The following is a 20,051-nucleotide window of genomic DNA, read 5'->3' as shown; positions in this document are numbered from 1 at the left end:
CGCCCGGCTTCCGAGCAATAGCAGCGCGAAAAGCCCGTCGAGGATCGTATCCGACACCTGAAAGAAGGTGGTGTTGCCCGTCACGATGCTGGGGACGGAAAAGACGAGCAGCGCGACGGTGCTCGCCACGGCAAAGCGCGGCGCAGCCCTTCCGAAGCCGTGGGACAGTGCAAGAAGCGCTAGCACCAGCAGCACCATGACCACCAGGCCGGCCTCGAAACTGTAAAGCTGTTGCACGATGAAGAAAGCCAGAACCGGCAGCAGCTCTTCAACGGCGCTGAAAAACCAGAGCATGGGGCGGATATAGGGCGGGCGATCGCGAATTGGGATTGCGCATCGGCGATTGGCGGGCCCGAATACGCAAACACGTGAATGCCCGCGCAAGAACCGGGATGCCGGAGGGGACGGCGGGCACTTAGAGGGGTCTCAAAGATCGAAAGAGGGAGACACTCATGTTGCTGGACGGAAAGACAATCATCGTGACGGGCGCTCATTCACGGCAAATAGGTGCCCGCTCCAACCGTTGCGCCACGCCAAATGTTCATGTAATGTTCTCTATCAGTTCGGGCATTGAACGGAAAGATGCGGTCAAATGATTGAGGGAAGCTGCTGCTGTAAAGCGGTGCGGTTCAGATTGTCTTGCGAACCGACGGTCATGGGCACGTGCCATTGTTCGCGGTGCCGCAAGGCGGGTGCGAGCACCATCGTCTTTGTCAGGAAGGAAAGCCTGATCTGGATTGAGGGCAAGGAAAACGTCACCCTCTACAAGCCTCCGGCTCCCTACAAATATGGCCGGTGCTTTTGCAGGATTTGCGGATCGTCACTCGGAGAAATCCTCTCGCAGGAGGAGAGCTTTCCGATTGCCGCCGATGCCCTCGATACGGACATCGGCTTGAAAAACCGGTTCCATGAATTCGTTTCCGAAAAACCGTCATGGTACGAGATATGCGATGATGCGCCGCGGTCGGACCGGCATCCCGAGCCCTCCTGATCAAGGCGTCAGTCCGGAGGGGCACAGTGAACAGCAATGTAACAATCCGACATATTGGCCCGGACGATCTGCCGCTGCTTATGGCTGTGCCGGAGGGCTTGTTCGACAATCCTGTCGACCCGGAACAGGTGGCGGCATTCCTGGCCGACCCGCTGCGGGAAATCGTCTTGGCATTCGACGGCGATCTGGCCGTCGGAATGGCGTCGGGCACGGTTCTCCTGTATCCCGACAAACCGCCATCAATGTTTATCAACGAAGTGGGTGCGCGCGACAGCCATCTTCGCCGGGGCATCGGCACGGCGGTGACGGAAAAGCTCTTCGAGATCGCAAGGGCACGTGGCTGCCGGGGCATCTGGCGCCGCTTTCCGGCCCCGCAGGGCAGGCGCCACTGGGATGCACTGAAGGCGGCGGTCAAAACCTATCGCGACCACGTCGACAACGCCCTCTCCTGAGGTGCCCGACAGCCATCGCGCCGGCCGCCGCTTCCTCAGGCGCAGCCGGCGTATGGCCGCCTTCAAAATCTGAAACGGACATGCTGACCTTCTGAGGACATGGTGGCGCTTCATATTGGTTGGTGCGGACGAAACAACACGGCCCTTTGCTCTATCGCAGAGCACGCCTTCCCTTATTTGGCCCGGTCGGGTCTAATGCAAAAACATCATGCAGCTTCAGTACATAAATCTCATTCTGGCCATAGAGACGGCGAGCAGCATTCGCGGCGCGGCTGTAATCCTCGGCAAATCCCAGCCGGCGGTCTCCAAGGCCCTGCGCCAGGCCGAGGCGGATCTGGGCGTCGCGATCTTCGAGAGGGGGCCGCGCGGCGTCGTGCCGACCCGGGACGGCGAGGTCGTCCTGCGCCGCGCGCACGTGATCAAGGACGAGATGCGCCGGCTGCAGGACGAGGTATCGCAATTGCGCGGCGATCTCACCGGCGATCTCACCGTGATCGTATCGCCCCTGACCGCGACGCGGCTCATCCCGCCGGTCATGCGGCGGTTCCGGACCCGTTTTCCCGCCATTCATGTGCAGGTCAATGCCGGCAATGCGCCGTCCGCCTTCCGTCCGCTGCGGGAAGGGCGGTGCGATATTGTCATCGGCCCGGCGCCGCAGATCGACGAAGCCAGCGGATTGACGGTTAAAAGGCTGTTCCGGGCGCCGATCTCCGTCATCACCGGACGCAACTCGCGCTACGCCAATGTGCGGTCCCTGAATGAGCTGAAAAATGCGGACTGGCTTTTGATCGGGCCGAAGGAACGTCGGCCGGTCTTCGCACAGCACTTTACCGCGATGGGCGTCGAGGCGCCCGTTCCCTTGACCACGTCAGACTCTGTCATTGCGCTGTTGGCGATGATCGAAGACAGCGATCTGTGCGCCACATTCCCGACGCCCGCCATCAAGGAACTGGAGGCGCGCTGGCGGATATCCAGGATCGTGCTTGAGGAAGAAATCAAGCCGCTGCCGATCGCCATCTGCACCGCGTCGCAACGGCCTTTGACGCCGGCTGCACAGTTTTTCCACGATTGCATGTGTGATGCCGCCGGCCAGCTCGAGGGTGTTTTGCGGCCGTGAGATCGATTTTCGAAGATATATAACCCATAGTTATATCGTATCAAAAAATGATACTGCTCGCGCGGTGTTGCGCATTCTAGGATACGGCCTGCCCGGAATTCCGGGGCAGGCGGGCGGGAGGCCGCGAATGAACATTCTTTTTGTCATGTATGACCAGCTGAGGTTCGATTATCTCAGCTGCGCCGGGCATCCGCATCTCGAAACACCCAATTTCGACCGCGTCGCGGCGATGGGCGTGCGTTTCACCAACGCCTATGTCCAGTCGCCCATATGCGGCGCATCGCGCATGTCCTTTTACACCGGCCGCTATGTATCCTCGCATGGGGCGGCATGGAACGGTTTCCCGCTCCGCGTTGGCGAGATGACCATGGGCGATCATCTGCGCAAGCTGGGGATGGACTGCTGGCTGCTCGGCAAGACCCATATGAGGGTCGATGCCGAAGGCATGGCCCGGCTGGGTCTGAGTCCCGACAGCGTGATCGGTGCGCGCCAGGCCGAGTGCGGGTTCGACGTCCGGGTGCGCGACGACGGCCTTTGGGGCGCAGGCCCGGACGGCTTTTACGACGAAAAGCGCAGCCCCTATAACGAGTATCTGAAGTCGAGGGGCTATGACAGCATCAACCCCTGGGCCGATTTTGCCAATGCGGCGTCCGTAAACGGCGAAAAAGCGTCCGGCTGGATGTTCCAGAACGCCGACAAACCCGCCAATGTCGACGAGGCCGACAGCGAAACGCCATGGCTGACGAGCGAGGCGATCCGCTTCGTCGAAGAGGTCAAAGGCCCTTGGTGCGCGCATCTTTCCTATATCAAGCCGCACTGGCCCTATATCGTTCCGGCGCCCTATCACGCCATGTATTCGCTCAATCACGTCCCGGCCGCACTCAGGCACGGCGTCGAGCGCGAGGACCCGCATCCCGTCTACGAAGCCTATATGGATAACCGCATCGCAAAGGCGTTCCAGCGCGAGGATGTCAGGCAGAAGGTGATTCCGGCCTATATGGGTCTCATCAAACAGGCCGATGATCAGCTCGGTCGGCTGCTCGACCATCTGGAGGCGACGGGGCGCATGGACGACACCATGATCGTGCTGACCTCCGATCATGGCGACTACCTGGGTGATCACTGGCTTGGCGAGAAGGATCTCTTCCACGAGCCGTCGGTGAAGATACCGATGATTGTCTACGATCCGCGTGAAGAGGCGAACGTCACGCGCGGCACGACATGCGGCGCGCTGGTCGAATCCATCGATCTGGCCGCCACCTTTGTCGAGGCCGCCGGCGGAACCGTTCCGGGCCACATTATCGAGGGGCGTTCGCTGATGCCCTGGCTGCATGGCGAAGAACCGTCCGATTGGCGCTCCTACGTGATCAGCGAGTTCGACTATTCGTCGACGCCGCAATGCGTCAGGCTTGGCCTTGCACCGCGCGATGCGCGCCTGTTCATGGTGTTTGACGGCCGCTGGAAGATGATGCACGCCGAGGGCGGTTTCCGGCCGATGCTGTTCGATCTTCAGAGCGATCCGGAAGAGTTCCACGATCTCGCCAAGACCGATGCGCATCAGGCGGAGATCGGGCGGCTTTACGACTGCCTCGCCGAATGGGGGCGGCGCATGGCGCAGCGGGTCACCAAGTCCGACGCCGAGATCATCGGCGGTCGCGGCAAGTCCGCGCGGCGCGGCATTCTTCCATTTCTGGTCGACGGATCGGAAGTGCCGGAGGAAATGACCGCGCAATATCGCGGCACGGCGCCGCAACGTGCTGAACGGGAAGAAAAGTGACCGCGGCGGGGAGGAAGAGCGCCGGTCTTTTCGCCGGTTCCGGGTTCGACCGCCGGGCCCGGAACGCGATGGCCTTCGTCTTTGCCCTCGTCATCCTGTTTTATGCGGCCGGCGGACCCATCGGCGACTTCGTCCGCTGGTTCATTGAAAACACCACGCAGGGGTTCGACGAGCTTTCACGCCGCGAGCAGCGTCTCCTGATGCGCGAACACTGGCTGGGGGCCGGCTGGCGCAGCGTCGAGCGCAGTTTTCTGCAGCCCACCGGTTTTATCCTCGGACTGCCCGTCCTTTTCGGTTTCGCCATCGCCGCGCTCGGCCTCTTTCCGGCGTTCGGCCCGTCATGGCTCAACCGCTGCCTCGCACTGGCATCCGTCATCGTGTTCTCCTTCTGGATCATTGAAATCTCCGCCACCGACGCCGGCCTGTTGCCCTCGGCGGACCGGATCGATTTCGTCCTGTTCCCGATTGCCGCGCTGATCGGGCTTTATCTGACCTGGCGCATGTTCGGCGCGTTCATCGCCTGGTTCTGCATTTTCTGGATCGTCTATCTGTTCGTCCGCGGCTATCTGCCGGACTGGACCGGGATACTGCAGGGCGCAGCGGCGACGCCGGCACAGAGCATGCGTGCGATGGTTCTGAACTTCTGGTCGCAGACAGGCGGCCTGTTCGGCCAGCCGCTGCAGGTTGTCTCCGGCAATGTTCTGATCTTCATCGTATTCGGCGCGGTTCTCATGGCTTCGGGCGCGGGCGACCTGCTGATGAAGGTCGCCAACCGTCTGACCGGCGGTTTCATCGGCGGCGCGGCCCATGCCTCCGTCGCCTCGTCCGCGCTCTTCGGTACATTGTCGGGCGCGGCGATCTCGAATGTCGTCTCGACCGGCGCCATGACCATCCCGGTCATCAAGCGGGCCGGTTTCAGGCCGGCCTTTGCAGGTGCGGTCGAGGCGGCGGCGTCGACCGGTGGCCAGATCATGCCGCCTGTCATGGGTGTCGTGGCGTTCTTCGTCGCCGGCCAGATCGGTCTCGAATACCGCTATATCGTGGTTGCCGCGATCCTGCCGGCGCTGTTCTTCTACCTGGGCACCTTCATGGCCGTCTATCTCGAGGCGCTCAGGCAGGGTGTGGGCAGGCTTGCGAAGGAGGCGCGGCCCACGCTCATGCGGTCCGAAAAAGTGCAATGCCTCGTTTTCATCATTCCGCTGGCCGTCCTTTCGACCTTTCTGTTTGCTCAGCCATCTGTCCAGAAGGCGGGATTTTACGGCTTCATCGCGGCTCTCGCGTCCGCCCTCGTTCTCTTCCCGGAGTTTCGCAAGCGCAAACGGATCTGGGACGCGTTTGTCGACGCCGGTCAGAAGGCCGCGTCCATCGTCGTGATCGTCGCCCTGATCGGGCTTATCGTCGGGCTGATCCAGCTGTCGGGTTTTGCCGGGCGGCTCTCGCTTTTGCTGGCGCAGCTCGCCAGCGGACCCTTGTTCATGGTGCTGATCGTCGTGGCGCTCGGATCGATCGTGCTCGGCATGGGCCTGCCGCCGGGCGCGACCTATTTCATCATTGTGATCGCCCTCAGCTCAGGCATCGAGGCGGTCGGCATTCCGCAGCTGACGCTGCACCTCTTCGTTGTTTTCTTTGCGGTGATGTCCACCGTCACGCCGCCCGTGGCGCTTGCGGCCTTCGCTGCCGCGCCGATTGCCGATGCGAACCCCATTCGTACCGGATTCGCCGCCGCCCGGATCGGCGTCGCCGGCTTCCTGATCCCCTTCGTCTTTGCCTACCATCCTGCAATCCTCTACAAGCCGCAGCTCCTTTTTCCGCTTTTCGGCTCCGAACTTGGCCGGTCGGCCGCGATGGTCGACCCCGCAACCATCAGCTGGAGCGCATTTTTCTGGATCATCGCGATCTTCACACTGGCGATGTGGGTCATCTCGACCGCGCTTGCCGGTTTCGAGAAGCGGCCGCTCGGCGCCGCCGAACGGGGATTACGTCTCACCGCGGGCCTCGTCATGCTCGCGCCCGATCTTCAGATCGCGGTGCCGGCCCTGGCGCTGTCGGCCGCCCTCATCATCTTTCACCGCATGCAAAGCCGTGCACCGGCAATCGGACAAATAAATCAACAGGAGGAAAATACATGAGAAATCTCATCGTTTCGGCCGTTCTGGCCACCGCCGTTGGCGTGACAGGCGCCGGCGCCGAGGAAAAGCTGAAAATGGCGACCATCGCGCCATCGCTCGGACAGGCGATCACCATGTCCACATTCGCGAACATCGTGAATGACAATCAGGACAAGGTGGAAATCGAAGTCGCCGGCGGCGGCGCGGCGACGTTGCACAGGCTCGAAGTGGCGCGCGGCAATCTTGATTTTTCCATGGTGTCTCCGACGATCTACGCCTTCATGAAGAACGGCAAGGCCATGTACGCCAAGGAGGCCGAAGCGCCGGAACTCAGCAAGAATGTCAGCCTCGTGATGTGGTTCCCGTGGGGGCCCTATCATTTTGCCGTTCGTGACGACAGCGACATCACGGTTCTTGATGACATCGAGGGCGCGACGGTGTTCCTCGGGCCGCAGGGCGGCGGCGCATTCAACGCCGCGAAAGGCTGGATCGCGGCAACGACGGGCCTCGTCGCCGGTGAGGATTACGAGGCGATCGCGGCCAACTGGCAGACCGGCTTCCAGGCCTTCCTGGACGGCTCGATAGACATGTATGTCAATGGCTGCCTCGATCCCTGCCAGCAGTTCATCCAGTTCACGGAAACCGAGAAGGTGCGTTTCATCGGTCCGGAAAGCGATGAGGGTGAAGCGGTCGACAAATTCCTCGGCACGTTCCGTTTCCGCGCCGAAGTGCCGGCCGGCATGTATGAGAACCAGACCAATGACGGGCCGGTGCCCTCGAACGACACCTGGGTCGGGATTGGCGTGCGCACGGACCTCGACGAAGACACGGTCTATGAGGTCACCCGGGCGTTTTGGGAGAATTTCGACCAGGTCACGTCGAATGCACCCTGGGCCAAGGCCCTGAACATCAAGGATTCGGTCCAGGAGCTGGGCGACATGCCGCTTCACCCCGGCGCACGCCGCTACTATGAGGAAGTCGGCGCGCTCTAGGCTGAGCTCGATCATTCTGTCCCCGGACCGCGGTCCGGGGGCGGGAACGGACCGTCAAGGGCCCGCTTGCTCCGGGCTGCCGCGCTTCAGGTCTCCCAATAGGGACGCGGCCCGTAGAGTTCGGCGAGATAATCGACGAAGACGCGCACCTTGGTCGGCAGGAAGCGGCGGCTGGCGTAGATTGCATAGACGGCGACATTGCGCGAGCCGCGATAGTCGGGAAGCACCTGCACCAGCTTGCCGTCCTTGAGCTCCTGCGAGACGTCCCAGGTCGAGCGCAAGGCAACGCCGAGGCCCGAAATCAGGCTCTCGCGGATCACCTCGCTGGAATCGGTCATCAGCGGGCCGCTCGGCCGGTAGAGCAGGGGGCCGTCGGGGCCTTCCAGTTTCCACGGCTCATTGTTGTGCGGCGGCAGGCAGACATGCCCGTCGAGTTCGCCGATGCTTTCCGGCATGCCGTTTTCGGCGATATAGGATGGCGCGGCGCAAAGGATCCGCCGCACCGGCGCGAGCTGCCGCGCCACCAGGCTTGAATCGGAGAGTTCGCCGATGCGGATCGCGATATCGAAACCTTCCGCGACGATATCCACAAAGCGGTCCGTCAGCGACAGGCTGACCGAGAGATCCGGGTTTGCGCCCATGAAGGCTTTCAGATGCGGCGCGATGTGCAGCCGTCCGAACGTGCTCGGCGCGGAGACCTTGAGCAGGCCGCGCGCCTGTTGCGAACGCCGCGTCACGAACGCTTCGGCTTCCTCGATCCCGGCGAGCACGGCGACGATGCGTTCATAGTACCCCTGGCCCGCCTCGGTCAGAGAGATCTGCCGCGTCGTGCGCTGGATCAGCCGCGTGCCGATCCGCTCCTCCAGCCGCCGCAGGCGCTTGGAGACGACCGCCGGCGACAGGCCGAGCTCGCGTCCGGCGGCCGAAAGGCTGCCGGCGGAGACGACTTGTGCGAAGACTTCCAGATCGTCGAATTTGTTCATCGGGCCGGGCCGTGTCGTGGATTACCCTACGCATCGCAAGCGGCGAAAAAATTCAATTGCCTTCTAATTGGTAAAGAAAATTGACCATTACTGCAAGTGGCGAAATGGAACGAGCCTATGACGTAACCGAAATGCCGGATCCGAGGGCGGATGCGCCCGTCAAACGCGACGGCATTATCGATGATCCGCGCGATATCGTGCACGGTGGGCGTGTGGTGGATGCGGCCAATGAAACGCGCACTTTGGAGACGGACAGGCTGACGGAACAGGTCGATCCACAGGCTGCTCTCAATCCCGGTCGCATGTGGGCCGAGCTGTGATAGGTTGCTTGTGCGACGCACCAGTGCAGGAGAGACGAATCATGAGCGATCAACAGCCCGGCGATTTGCAGCAGGAAGCGCAAAGCTGGATCGAGCCCGGCCAGAAGAATGTCCAGCTTGTCTTCATCCTTTATCTCGTCAGTGTGGTGACGATTCTCACTCTGCTCGTCGGCATTGTCATGGCCTATATGAACCGCGGCACTTCGCAAGAGTGGGTCGACAATCTCTACACCTATGCCATCCGCACCTTCTGGATGGCGATGCTCTACTCCTTCATCTCCATCGCGCTGGCCTTTGTCGGCATCGGTTTCATCCTGATGTTCGTGGCGCTCGTCTGGTTCGTGATCCGCTGCCTGAAAGGCCTGCAGGCCGCCGGTCGCAGGCAGCCGATACAGAACGTCGAGACCTGGCTGGTCTAGCGGCAATCACAAAGGACGCCTTCGCATGCAGACAAATTTCTCGGCCGAGCAGCTTGCCGACAGCGGTGTGGCCGAAGCCGAAAAATCCTGCGCAAATGCGTCCACTGCGGTTTCTGAACCGCCACCTGCCCGACATAACGTCACCCTCGGCAACGAGCTCGACAGTCCACGCGGCCGGATTTACCTGATCAAGGATATGCTTGAGAACGACCGGCCCGCGGACGACAAGGTCGTCAAGCATATCGATCGTTGCCTGTCATGCCTTGCCTGCATGACCACCTGTCCCTCGGGCGTGCATTACATGCACCTCGTCGACCACGCCCGGGCCCATATTGAGAAGACCTACAGACGGCCGCTTCTCAACCGTCTGAACCGGGCGGCGTTGGCTCTGGTTCTGCCCTATCCGGCGCGCTTTTGCGCCTCGGTCAGCCTTGCCCGCCCACTGGCGCCGACCTTGTCGCCACCGGCAATGTCGGCTGCATCGCCCAGATCCGGTACGGGCCCAAGATGCCGGTCGTCCATACCGTCAAACTGCTCGACCGGGTGTATGGCGGCCCCAAGCCGCGCGAACTGAACGGCTAGCCATTCAGCCCGACGGGGCTTCGGTCACCTGTTCGGCCCTTGCATTGCCGCGGGGCCCGTTCCTGCTCCGGCAGCACGTTCTCAAAACCGGGCCGGGCAGCCGAGGCTGCCCGGTATCGCCAAGTCATCGTCCCAGATGGTGGGACTCCTGCAATTTGTAAACCGGCGTATCGATGCCTTCGTAGCGCGCCTTCAGCTGCAGTGAGAGATACTGCGAATAGTGACGCGACTGGTGCAGGTTGCCGCCGTGCATCCACAGGTTTTCCTGCTGGGTCGGCTTCCACATATTGCGCTGCTCGCCCTCCCAGGGGCCCGGATCCTTGGGCGTTTCGGACCCAAGTCCCCAGCACTTTCCGACCTTGTCGGCGGTGTCCTGGTCGATCAGGTCGGCGATCCAGCCATTCATCGACCCGTAGCCCGTCGCGTAGACGATAAGATCGGCCTCCAGCTTGCTGCCGTCTTCAAACAGCACGCCATCCTCGACAATCTCGCTGACCTGCCCGCTGGCCAGCTTGATCTTGCCGTCGATGATCAATTGGCTGGCGCCAACATCGATATAGTAACCGGAGCCCCGACGCAGATATTTCATGAAGAGCCCCGAGCCGTCCGCGCCCCAGTCCAACTGGAAGCCGGCCTTTTCCAGGTCGGCATAGAAGTCGGCGTCGACTTCCTTGATCCTGTCATACAGGGGTTTTTGGAATTCGTGCATGATCTTGTAGGGCAGCGAGGCGAAGATCATATCGGCCTTCTGCGTCGTAACACCCGCTTCGGCCGCGCGTTCTGAATAAAGATCGCCCAGACCGATCTCCATCAGCGGGTCCGAGCGCACGATATGCGTGGTGGACCGCTGAACCATGGTGACATCGACGTCGTTTTCCCAAAGGGCCGCGCAAATATCATGCGCGGAGTTGTTTGACCCGATGACAACGGCTTTCTTGCCCTTATAGGCATCCGGGCCGGGGTGCTTCGACGAGTGGTGCTGCTCGCCCTTGAAGCTGTCCATGCCCGGAAAGTCCGGCACATTGGCTTTGCCCGACATGCCGGTGGCCATCACCAACTGCTTCGGCCTCAGTGTGATCTCCTCGCCATCGCGTTCGACGACAACAGTCCATTCCTTGGTCTTTTCATTGAACTTGGCGGACTTGGCGGTTGTCTTCGCCCAGTAATTCAACTCCATGATCTTGGTATACATCTCCAGCCAGTCGCCGATCTTGTCCTTGGGCGCGAATATGGGCCAGTTGGGCGGGAACGGCAGATAGGGCAGATGGTCGTACCAGACCGGATCATGCAGGCAGAGCGACTTGTACCGGTTTCGCCAGCTATCGCCCGCCTTTTCGTTTTTCTCGATGATGATCGTCGGCACGCCCAACTGGCGCAGCCTGGCGCCCAGGGCGATGCCGCCTTGTCCGCCGCCGATGATCACGGTGTAGGGCTGAACGGTATGTCCCAGTTCCTCGATTTCCTGATCCCGCTCTTCGCGCCAGGATTTTCGACCCTTGCCCGCGCCGTGCTTGGCGCCCAAGGGGCGGTCATAGCCCAGCGGCTCCTCATGACCCTTGAGTTCGGTCATCGAGGTGAGCAGCGTCCAGATCAACCCGTCCTTCAGGCGGATCAGGCCATACCCGCGTGAAATCTCGGTCTCAAATGTGATCCAGGCCGTCGTGATGCCACCCTCTTCGGTGGCAACTTCACCTGCCGCGATTTGCCACGCCGTCGGTTTGGTTATCGCAAGTTGCGATTGCAGCATGTCGCGAATGGCGTTGCGCCCCTCCATGGTCCGAATATTCCAGGTGAACGAGACGAGATCGCGCCAGTAGCAATCGACCTGAAACATTGAAACGGCATCGTCGATCCGGCCTTGCGCGAGGGCATCGCCAAACCGGTTCAGCGTGTCTTTCATTTGATCATTGTGGGCCTTGTCCAGCATGCGGTGGTTTCCTTTCCTGTGTTTGGAGAAGAGCATGACCGCCCAGGTCCGTCGATCCTATCCCGTGACCCCTCTTATGCTGCGCTGCGACATAGTTTTCGCTGAAATTGTGTTGCATTTCATGGCAATGCAACACTGTGTGGCATCAAGGGCGTCTGATCCCGGCTCGCTTCATCTGTCGGTGTATGGTGGTCCTGTCCACCCCCCGCAAACGCGCGACGCGCGATATGTTCCAACCGCATTCCGTCAAACTGCGTTCAAGGTCCGCGGCCGAATAGGCCCCTCCTTTTTTCAGGGTCTTGAGCACCGGATTTGGGAGCTGCTCGATGTCGATATGACCATCGTCACTCATTGCCATTGAGACGCGCAACGTGTTTTTGAGTTCCCGGATGTTGCCGGGCCATCTGCGGTTGCGCAAGTTGGCGCGGGCCGCGTCCGAGATGGTGAATGTGCTGGGCGCGGCAATGCCGATAAGCCGCATGATCTTGTCGACCAGACCATCAAAATCGGCGCGTTCACTCAGATCGGGAAGGTCGAGGCAGGCGCCGCCCAAACGAAACGTCAGGTCCGGGCGCAAATTGCTTTCGGCGAGCGGCATCGTGCTGGCCGATACGATCTTCGCCTTGATGGCGATCGGGTTCGCCCCGCTCGCGGGGCGTATCCCGTCGTCGGTGAGCGCCCGCGCCAGCCGAGCCTGCACAGCCGCAGGCAGTTCGCTGACGGCATCGAGAAACAAAACGCCGTCCCTTGCCTGGGCGATGAGGCCTTCATTTCCGGTGTGGTCTCCAAACAGGATGTCTTCCAATTCCCGTTCCGGGAAATCCGCGCATTGAACAATGACAAACGGAGCCCGTTCATCGCGCTCCTTGTGGATCGCACGGGCGAGCCTTTCCTTGCCCGTGCCGCTTGATCCCGTGATCCAGATCGGCACATCATTGCGGGCAAGGCGCGCGGCCGTCGCAAGCATCCGTTCCATTTCGGGATCGCCGGACTGCAGGCCCGCGAAGGCCGGTGGCAGTTTCGTCGAGGCAGGTGCCCTCTGCGCGCGCGACACGGGTTGCGGCGCGATCGCATGCGCGTAAACCACTTCACCTGTCTTCATGAACAGACATCGATCCTGCGTCGAGTGTGCCCTGGAAAATGTCGGCAGATCGTCAATCTCAAGGTCAAAAAAGGCATTCAGGGGTTGCCCGATGACCGCAATCCCGCCGGGGTTTGACAGCATCCCGAACGCCTGATGGGTTGCGCCGATTATCTTTCCGGAACTGTCGATGGCAAGCGCGCCATCGGGATCCACGTCGACAAACTCGGGCCGCACGGAAAAACGCAGCACCCAGTTTTTCCGCATCTCGGCCATCAGATTGGCAAGTTCGATCCGGCGCGCTGAGGTTTTGACCATGTGCAACGCTAGTGCCTGCGTCGCCTTTGGTTGCGGCGACCGCAACAATGAGACGTCCAGAACGGCGGCCAAACTGCCTTCAAGGTCGTAGATGGGAGCCGCACTGCAGCTCAAGGGAACGTGGTGCAGGTCAAAATGATCTTCCTGATGAACGGTCACGGCATTGCCGGTTGCAAGGCAAGCCCCTACGCCATTGGTCCCTGATTGTGCCTCGGACCACGAAGACCCCAGAAAGAGGCCGGACCTGCGGAGATCGTCCTCGAAGGTCGTGTCGCCGAAATAATCGACCGTGACGCCTTGCGCATCCGTCAGCAACAGCACGTAGTTTTGGCTCGCGACCTGTCGAAACAACTCTTCAACACCGGAGCGTGCTATGGAGGTCAGTCTTTCGGCCTGTTGCTGATGATGGCGCAGTTGCGGTTCCGGCAGAATATATGCCGGCGACGGCTTGGCCGGGTCGAGCCCGTGCTGTTCGATACACCTGCGCCAGGACGCCACAATGAAGTCATCGCGTTGCACCGAGCGCTCCGAAAGAGCAGCTTCGATTTCCTTGATGTGGTCTGCTGCAGACATCGTTTCCTCCCAAAACGGATCTGCTTATCTCCACTCAAAGATATTCCCCCGTGGCCATTTGTCCACTACTGCGCCGCATAACGTCCCGCGTTTATATAGACCGATTGGTGTAAAAAACGGTCTTTCTCCAGTACGGCATGAGCCGACACGAAAGAGGCTGATAACTTACGTAGCCATACAAGCGCAAATGGCGTTCTGAACGGAAAATGCCCGTATCTGCTATGGCGGCCGGAGCGTGCCGGAATGGTCAGCCGCTCACGGCTGATCGGACACGGTCGACAACCGCGTCAATCACCGCATCTTTCTTTGCCTCGCGCGGCTGCGCCAGCGACCGCACCAGGCAGGCCTCGGATTTCAGGATAACACCGTGCGACAGGACCTTCAGGTTGTTGGCGCGCAGCGTCGAGCCGGTCGAGGTGATGTCGACGATGATATCGGCCTGGCCGGAAGCGGGCGCGCCTTCGGTCGCGCCGAGGCTCTCGACGATACGGTAGACCTGAATGCCGTGCCGGTTTGAGAAGAATTGCTGCGTCAGCCGCCAGTATTTTGTCGCAATCCGCAGCCTGCGCCCGTGACCGGAGCGGAAATGCGACGCGACGTCGCCGAGATCGGCCATCGTATCGACGTCGATCCACACATCCGGCACCGCCACCACCACATTCGCCTGGCCGAAGCCGAGGCGGGCGCAGAAAACCACCTTTTCATCGACCGCGTTCAGATCTTCCCGCACCAGGTCCTCACCGGTCACGCCCAGATCGATGGTGCCGTTGCCGAGTTCCCGGGCGATCTCGGAGGCGGAGAGAAACGCCACCTCAACCTCGGGCATGTCTTTCAAAACGCCGCGATAGGACCGGTCATTGCCGACGGAAACGACGTCAAGACCCGCGCGCTCGAACAGGCCCGTCGCGTCGTCCTTCATCCGCCCCTTGGAAGGGAGTGCCAGTGTCACGCTCATGCCCTGTTGCCTCCCTGAGAAGCCGGTGCGGCCGCGGCAATCCGGTCGAGCCAGAGGGAAAAGCCGACGGCCGGGATGGCCGTTTGTGCGCCGAGCAGCGTCAGCAGGCGGTCGAACCGGCCGCCGCCCGCGAGCACGGCGCCGTTGACGCTGTGCTCGAACACCAGACCCGTATAATAGTCGAGCGGCCGGCCGAAAGCGGCCCGGTAGCGCGATTGGCCGAGACCGAAGCCACTGGCCTTCAGCGCCGAGACACGATCGTTGAAAGACGCCAGCGCCGCTTCGATATCAAGCCCGGCAATGCGGGCAAAGGCCGCCAGAGCGTCCGGCGCATCGGCCAGCGGCGCGTCGAGTGCGAGGAAGGTTTTCAGTATGTCGAGTGCCTTGGCATCGAGATGGGCGCTGGAGAGCCGCGCCTTTTCAATGAGCCGCGCCGCGATCTCCGCCGGGGTGCGGCTGGCATTGCTCATAGAGCCGCTCGCCCGCATGCGCGCATCGATGAGAGCCGTCAGCCCCGCCTCGTCACCGGCGGAAAGCAGCGTGGCGGCGTCTTCGTCAAGCCCGGGCAGGGGGGCAGAGGGCTGCGAAAGACTGGCAAGCAGCGCGTCGAGCTGGTCGGCATCCCCGAACGCGCGGATAAGGCGCGTTTGCCAGCCGTCCGGCAGTCCGAGCGATTCCACCACCGCCTCGAACACCGTCTGGTCGCCCACAATGGTCTTCAGGTCGGCGCCCGGAAGCAGCGCGGACAGCGCATCGGCGGCGTCCTTGATGGCCGCCGCATCGGCGGCCGCTACATCGGTATTGCCAAGATCCTCGATCCCGGCCTGGTAGAACTCGTTGCCGTTGTCGCGCCGCTGGCGGAAGACCTCGCCGTGATAGGCGTAGCGGCGCGGCGTTCCGGGCTGCAGCTCGATGTGGCGCAGACAAACCGGTATGGTGAACTCGGGCCGCAGGCAAAGGCTCTCGCCCGTCTCGCTTTCGGTCAGGAAAATCCGCCGCCGCAGATCCTCGCCCGCCATATCGAGAAACGGGTCCGCCGGCTGGATGACGGGAATCTCGACTGCCTCGGCGCCGCGTTCGGCAAAAAGCGCCAGGACTTCATCCTTGAATTGCGGACTGTTGCGCATGGTCAGTCCGCCTTGCGGTCCTCGGCCTGGGCGGCAATACGCTTTTTGACCTCGGCGACGAGATCCGATTCCGCGACCGAGAACTGTGCCGGCCTTTCGGCCCGCCATGCGGCGTTGTCCTCGATCTCGCCGGAAAGGCGCTTGCCCTCGATGAGGTCCTTGATCTGAACCGTGCCTTCGTCGCGTTCCTGCGAACCCTGGATGATCGCGAGCGGGCTGCCGCGGCGGTCGGCATATTGAAGCTGCTTGCCGAAATTCTTCGGATTGCCCTGGAACATCTCTGCGCGGATGCCGGCCGCGCGCAATTCGGAGACGAAACGCTGATAGCGGCCCATACTGTCGGCGTCCCGGTCCATCACGCATACGACGACCGGCGCCGCCACCGTGTCGCGGCCGAGCTTGCCGAGGTTCTTCAGCGCCGTCATCAGCCGCGACACGCCGATTGAAAAGCCCGTGGCCGGCACCGGTTGGCCCATGAAGCGCGACACCAGCCCGTCATAGCGCCCGCCGCCGCCGACGGAGCCGAACTGGACCGTCTGACCCTTCTCATTGGTGACATCGAAGAGCAGTTCGGCCTCGTAGACCGGGCCGGTGTAATATTCCAGACCGCGAACGACGGAGGGATCGATCTTGATTCGGTCCTCGCCGTAGCCGCAGGGTCGGACAATATCTCTAATGAGATCCAGTTCTGCGAAGCCTTCCGCAAAACCTGGAGTTTGCTTTATTAACTTATTGAACTCCATCTCAACTTCGCCATCCACAAAACGTTCGTTATTGACGACTTTGACGATGAAGCTTCGTTGTCGTTCATCAAGACCAGCACCCTTTGTGAAGTCACCACTTGGGTCTTTACGACCTTCACCAAGCAACCTTAAAACGCCTTCCCAACCGAACTTGTCGAGCTTGTCGATGGCGCGCAGCACCGTCAGCCGTGTTTCGGCGTGCTCTTCGCCGCCGATGCCGATCGCCTCCATCACCCCGTCGAGCACCTTGCGGTTGTTGACGCGGATCACGTAGTCTCCGCGCGCGATCCCGAGCGCCTCCATCGTGTCGGCCATCATCATGCACATTTCCGCATCGGCCTGAACGCCCGGTGCGCCGACCGTATCGGCATCGAACTGCATGAACTGGCGGAACCGGCCGGGTCCCGGCTTCTCGTTGCGGAACACCCAGCCGGCCCGATAGGTGCGGTAGGGAAGCTGGATATCGTTGAAATTCTCGGCGACATGCCGGGCAAGCGGCGCGGTCAGGTCATAGCGCAGGCTCATCCACTGGTCGTCATCGTCGGTCAGCGAGAACACGCCTTCATTCGGCCGGTCGCTGTCGGGCAGGAATTTTCCGAGCGCATCGGTATATTCGAACATCGGCGTTTCGACCGGATCGAAGCCGTAAAGCTCGAAGACGTCGCGAATGCGCGCGACCATCTCGTCCGTCGCGCGGATATCCGCCGGGCTGCGGTCGACAAAACCGCGCGGCAGGCGCGCCTTGAGTTTCGGCTTTTTTTTCTTCTTTTCACCCATTTTGGGGTCCGGCTTTCCCGATGCTTTGGAAGACGGCCGCAAAGGCCATGTAAAACGCGCACTTCCTAGCCCATCGGCTTGATGGCAGCAAGGTGGTTGTCCGAAGCTTGGTAAAGGCGTCAGGGACGATTGAAAGCCCGGCGCTCGGCCTCGACCTCGTCGCGGACGTAACAGCCCTTGATGTGATCGTTGACCAGCCCCATCGCCTGCATGAATGCGTAAACCGTTGTCGGCCCGACGAAGCTCCATCCCCGCTTCTTCAGATCCTTGGAGATCGCCGTGGAGGTGTCGGTCTTGGTGAGCGTCATCAGCGTTGCCCGGTCAAGCCGTTTCGGCCGGTCCGCCGGACTTGGTTCATGCGACCAGAAATAGCGTGCCAGCGAACCGAATTCGTCGCGCATCTCAAGCGCCCGCCCCGCGTTGTTGATGGTGGATGTGATCTTGCCCCGGTGGCGGATGATGCCGGCATCCGAGACCAGCCGTTCCACATCGTCTTCATTGAACCGCGCCACCTTCTCGAAATCGAAGCCGGCAAAGGCAGCACGGAAATTCTCCCGCTTGCGCAGGATGGTCAGCCATGAGAGCCCGGACTGGAAACCCTCCAGGCAGATCTTTTCAAACAGCCGGACATCGTCGCCCACCGGACGCCCCCACTCATGATCGTGATAGTGAAGATAGTCGGCTTTGTTATCGTGCCAGAAACAGCGAAGCCTGCCGTCTTCGCCCCGTATCAAACCGTCTTCCGACACGTTTTGTCCTCCGAAAAAATGCTGGCGTTAACGCCCGATCGAAACCTTTAAGACGCCGTTAACCGGCTTTATCAACCCGCCAATAACCTTGCCCAAAGCTTTCCATTCCGAATCGCATTTTATCCGTTTTGATTCACCTTTGAGTCTTTTTACGACGCCACTGTCCGTCCCGGAGCAATCCGTCCAATCGCGCCGCCTTGACCGGCCGCGCGGAGCGAACACGTGTGACGAAAGGTAGTGAGTCCGTCAGATGAAAACCAGAATCCTTCTTGCCGCCGCGTTTTGTCTCGGCGCGCTGACCGCGGTCGCGGCAGCCAATGACAATTACGGCGAGCGCCCGCCGGTCGTGCTCAGTCCGGATCTCAATGCGCCCTGGCTGAACCAGCTGCGCCAGCCGGGCTCGCCCCATGGCGCGGGCGCCGTTGTCGGAAAGCGCAACCGGGCCAATGTTCAGTCCGCCTATGCGCGCCATCGCGGCAATGCCCGGTCGGTTTCACGAAACGGTTCGCGAAGGGCTGAGGCCCCGGCCATGAACCCGATCTATCTTCCGACCATCGTGGCTTACGAAACCAGTCATAAGCCGGGCACGATCATTATCGATACCCCGAACCGTTTTCTCTATCTCGTCATGGCCGACGGCAAGGCGCGGCGCTACGGCGTCGGTGTCGGAAAGCCGGGTTTCGAGTGGGCCGGAACCCACCGCGTGACCCGCAAGGCCGAGTGGCCGGACTGGCGTCCGCCAGCGCAGATGATCGAACGCGAGAAGAAGAAGGGCCGCATCCTGCCGACCTTCATGGCCGGCGGGCCGGCCAATCCGATGGGCGCGCGGGCGCTCTATCTCGGCTCGACCCTCTACCGCATTCACGGCACCAACCAGCCCTGGACGATCGGCGGTGCGGTATCCTCAGGCTGCATCCGCATGCGCAACGAGGATGTGGTCGATCTTTACGAGCGGGTCGGAACCGGCTCGAATGTTATCGTCATATAGTGCACGGAAAATACCATGGGGCCGGAAGTAGAATTCCGGCTTCTGTTCAGCTTTCGGTTAAATAGTTGTCTTTCTACTGTCTCCGAATCATCACAAAATCATTATTTTAACCGGATATTCTTGAAAGCCGGCGTATCAATGATAGGCTTGATGTCGAGAAAAAGAGGGGAGAATGGCAATGAGAATACTCGTCGCACCGTTGCTCGTTGTCACGCTGGCCATGGTTTCGATGGCCATGACGGGCACGGCGAATGCCTTCATGCGGGACGAGGTCCTTGTCCGGCAGGATGTCGGGACCGATGTGATCAAGGCGTCCACCAAGCGCCCGCCGCAGAGATATCTTCGCAAGAAGGTGAGGATCGACACCAACGAACGCCCCGGCACGATCATCATCGATACCAGCCGCCGTTTTCTCTATTTTGTCGAGGGCAACGGCCGGGCGACCCGCTACGGGGTCGGCGTCGGACGCGAGGGTTTCGGCTGGGCCGGAACGGTCAAGGTCGGACGCAAGGCCGAGTGGCCGGACTGGCGTCCGCCGGCGCGCATGATTGCACGCGAGCGCAAGAAGGGACGTATTATTCCGACCTATATGAAGGGCGGGCTCAACAACCCGCTCGGAGCCCGCGCCCTTTACCTGCACCGCGGTGGCCGTGACACGATCTACCGGATTCACGGCACGAACCAGCCCTGGACGATCGGCCAGAACATGTCTTCGGGCTGCATCCGGATGATGAACAGCGATGTCAAGCATCTCTACAAGCGGGCCCCGGTCGGCACCAAGGTGATCGTGATCGGCCCGAACGGCCGCAATGCGTCGAAATATTACCGCGAGCGCGGTGTGGATGTCCTGGCGACGATCTTCCGCAACTGACCGCACAACGCATCACCATCAAAAAGGCCGCGGCCGCCGAAGCGAACGCGGCCTTTTTTCAGATTTTGCAACTCAGCCGGCGCGTCTGGCATCCAGCGAGATGCTGCCGGGACCGTTGGCGGCAAGAACGAGGAAGCCGCCCGCCATGGCCAGATTCTTCAGGAACATGATCATCTGGATCTGATCGCCGAAATCGAAATG

Annotated in this window: 18 protein-coding genes and 1 pseudogene; 11 read left to right on the top strand and 8 right to left on the bottom strand. The window is 61.3% G+C overall.

Annotation, left to right across the window (positions count from 1 at the left end; translation table 11 throughout):
* The coding region (locus tag AC5E6N_RS03290; RefSeq protein ID WP_491746478.1) for a septation protein IspZ at positions 1 to 294 on the bottom strand (294 nt) is incomplete at its 3' end.
* Between the two features lie 298 nt (positions 295 to 592).
* Between AC5E6N_RS03290 and AC5E6N_RS03285 the strand changes: the two genes are divergently transcribed.
* The 6 genes from AC5E6N_RS03285 (at position 593) to AC5E6N_RS03260 (ending at position 7,437) form a co-directional block, all read left to right on the top strand.
* Positions 593 to 991: a GFA family protein gene (locus AC5E6N_RS03285; RefSeq protein ID WP_491746477.1), complete on the top strand. Its 399-nt coding sequence runs from the start codon at positions 593 to 595 to the stop codon at positions 989 to 991.
* A 26-nt stretch (positions 992 to 1,017) separates the two neighbouring features.
* Positions 1,018 to 1,443 (top strand): GNAT family N-acetyltransferase, encoded by a 426-nt coding sequence (locus AC5E6N_RS03280; RefSeq protein WP_491746476.1) that lies wholly within the window; start codon positions 1,018 to 1,020, stop codon positions 1,441 to 1,443.
* A 208-nt stretch (positions 1,444 to 1,651) separates the two neighbouring features.
* Positions 1,652 to 2,560 carry a LysR family transcriptional regulator gene (locus AC5E6N_RS03275; RefSeq protein WP_491746475.1) on the top strand — a complete coding sequence of 303 codons (909 nt, stop codon included), beginning with the start codon at positions 1,652 to 1,654 and terminating at the stop codon, positions 2,558 to 2,560.
* 127 nt (positions 2,561 to 2,687) lie between these two features.
* A complete protein-coding gene (locus tag AC5E6N_RS03270) occupies positions 2,688 to 4,337 on the top strand; it encodes a sulfatase-like hydrolase/transferase (protein WP_491746474.1) in 1,650 nt (549 codons plus the stop codon).
* Positions 4,334 to 6,466 (top strand): TRAP transporter permease, encoded by a 2,133-nt coding sequence (locus AC5E6N_RS03265; protein ID WP_491746473.1) that lies wholly within the window; start codon positions 4,334 to 4,336, stop codon positions 6,464 to 6,466. Before AC5E6N_RS03270 ends, AC5E6N_RS03265 begins: the two co-directional genes overlap by 4 nt.
* A complete protein-coding gene (locus tag AC5E6N_RS03260; protein WP_491746472.1) occupies positions 6,463 to 7,437 on the top strand; it encodes a TAXI family TRAP transporter solute-binding subunit in 975 nt (324 codons plus the stop codon). Before AC5E6N_RS03265 ends, AC5E6N_RS03260 begins: the two co-directional genes overlap by 4 nt.
* 86 nt (positions 7,438 to 7,523) lie before the next feature.
* Here the strand turns inward: AC5E6N_RS03260 and AC5E6N_RS03255 are convergent, their stop codons facing one another.
* Positions 7,524 to 8,420: a LysR family transcriptional regulator gene (locus AC5E6N_RS03255; RefSeq protein ID WP_491746471.1), complete on the bottom strand. Its 897-nt coding sequence runs from the start codon at positions 8,418 to 8,420 to the stop codon at positions 7,524 to 7,526.
* Positions 8,421 to 8,500: 80 nt separating this feature from the next.
* On the opposite strand from AC5E6N_RS03255, the gene AC5E6N_RS03250 reads away from it, so the two are divergent.
* From AC5E6N_RS03250 to AC5E6N_RS03240, 3 genes and pseudogenes are all read left to right on the top strand, one after another.
* Entirely contained in the window at positions 8,501 to 8,740 is a 240-nt protein-coding gene (locus AC5E6N_RS03250) for a hypothetical protein (RefSeq protein ID WP_491746470.1), read from the top strand.
* Positions 8,741 to 8,781: 41 nt separating this feature from the next.
* Positions 8,782 to 9,159 carry a DUF4870 family protein gene (locus tag AC5E6N_RS03245; protein ID WP_491746469.1) on the top strand — a complete coding sequence of 126 codons (378 nt, stop codon included), beginning with the start codon at positions 8,782 to 8,784 and terminating at the stop codon, positions 9,157 to 9,159.
* A 25-nt stretch (positions 9,160 to 9,184) separates the two neighbouring features.
* Positions 9,185 to 9,697, top strand: a pseudogene (locus tag AC5E6N_RS03240) (4Fe-4S dicluster domain-containing protein); the annotation flags it as partial.
* A 168-nt stretch (positions 9,698 to 9,865) separates the two neighbouring features.
* On the opposite strand, the gene AC5E6N_RS03235 reads toward AC5E6N_RS03240, so the two are convergent.
* The 6 genes from AC5E6N_RS03235 to AC5E6N_RS03210 all read right to left on the bottom strand — a co-directional run bounded on the left by AC5E6N_RS03235 (position 9,866) and on the right by AC5E6N_RS03210 (position 17,991).
* Entirely contained in the window at positions 9,866 to 11,668 is a 1,803-nt protein-coding gene (locus AC5E6N_RS03235; protein ID WP_491746468.1) for an NAD(P)/FAD-dependent oxidoreductase, read from the bottom strand.
* A 145-nt stretch (positions 11,669 to 11,813) separates the two neighbouring features.
* Entirely contained in the window at positions 11,814 to 13,640 is a 1,827-nt protein-coding gene (locus AC5E6N_RS03230; protein ID WP_491746467.1) for a sigma-54-dependent Fis family transcriptional regulator, read from the bottom strand.
* A gap of 247 nt (positions 13,641 to 13,887) precedes the next feature.
* A complete protein-coding gene (hisG, locus tag AC5E6N_RS03225; protein WP_491746466.1) occupies positions 13,888 to 14,595 on the bottom strand; it encodes an ATP phosphoribosyltransferase in 708 nt (235 codons plus the stop codon).
* Complete coding sequence (locus tag AC5E6N_RS03220; RefSeq protein WP_491746521.1) at positions 14,592 to 15,728, bottom strand: ATP phosphoribosyltransferase regulatory subunit; 1,137 nt, start codon at positions 15,726 to 15,728, stop codon at positions 14,592 to 14,594. The genes hisG and AC5E6N_RS03220 overlap by 4 nt, the downstream gene beginning before the upstream one ends.
* A complete protein-coding gene (gene hisS, locus AC5E6N_RS03215; protein ID WP_491746465.1) occupies positions 15,725 to 17,242 on the bottom strand; it encodes a histidine--tRNA ligase in 1,518 nt (505 codons plus the stop codon). The genes AC5E6N_RS03220 and hisS overlap by 4 nt, the downstream gene beginning before the upstream one ends.
* A 119-nt stretch (positions 17,243 to 17,361) precedes the next feature.
* Positions 17,362 to 17,991: a DNA-3-methyladenine glycosylase I gene (locus AC5E6N_RS03210; RefSeq protein WP_491746464.1), complete on the bottom strand. Its 630-nt coding sequence runs from the start codon at positions 17,989 to 17,991 to the stop codon at positions 17,362 to 17,364.
* Positions 17,992 to 18,241: 250 nt separating this feature from the next.
* Between AC5E6N_RS03210 and AC5E6N_RS03205 the strand changes: the two genes are divergently transcribed.
* Together AC5E6N_RS03205 and AC5E6N_RS03200 are read left to right on the top strand one after the other, a co-directional pair.
* On the top strand, positions 18,242 to 18,979 hold the full coding sequence (locus AC5E6N_RS03205) for a L,D-transpeptidase (protein WP_491746463.1): 738 nt from the start codon (positions 18,242 to 18,244) through the stop codon (positions 18,977 to 18,979).
* Between the two features lie 178 nt (positions 18,980 to 19,157).
* On the top strand, positions 19,158 to 19,850 hold the full coding sequence (locus AC5E6N_RS03200) for a L,D-transpeptidase (protein ID WP_491746462.1): 693 nt from the start codon (positions 19,158 to 19,160) through the stop codon (positions 19,848 to 19,850).
* Positions 19,851 to 20,051 lie beyond the last annotated feature (201 nt).

This window comes from Hoeflea sp. (assembly GCF_984452065.1).
Note: the sequence above shows the minus strand (reverse complement) of the source record. Positions and strands in the feature narration are given on the sequence as shown.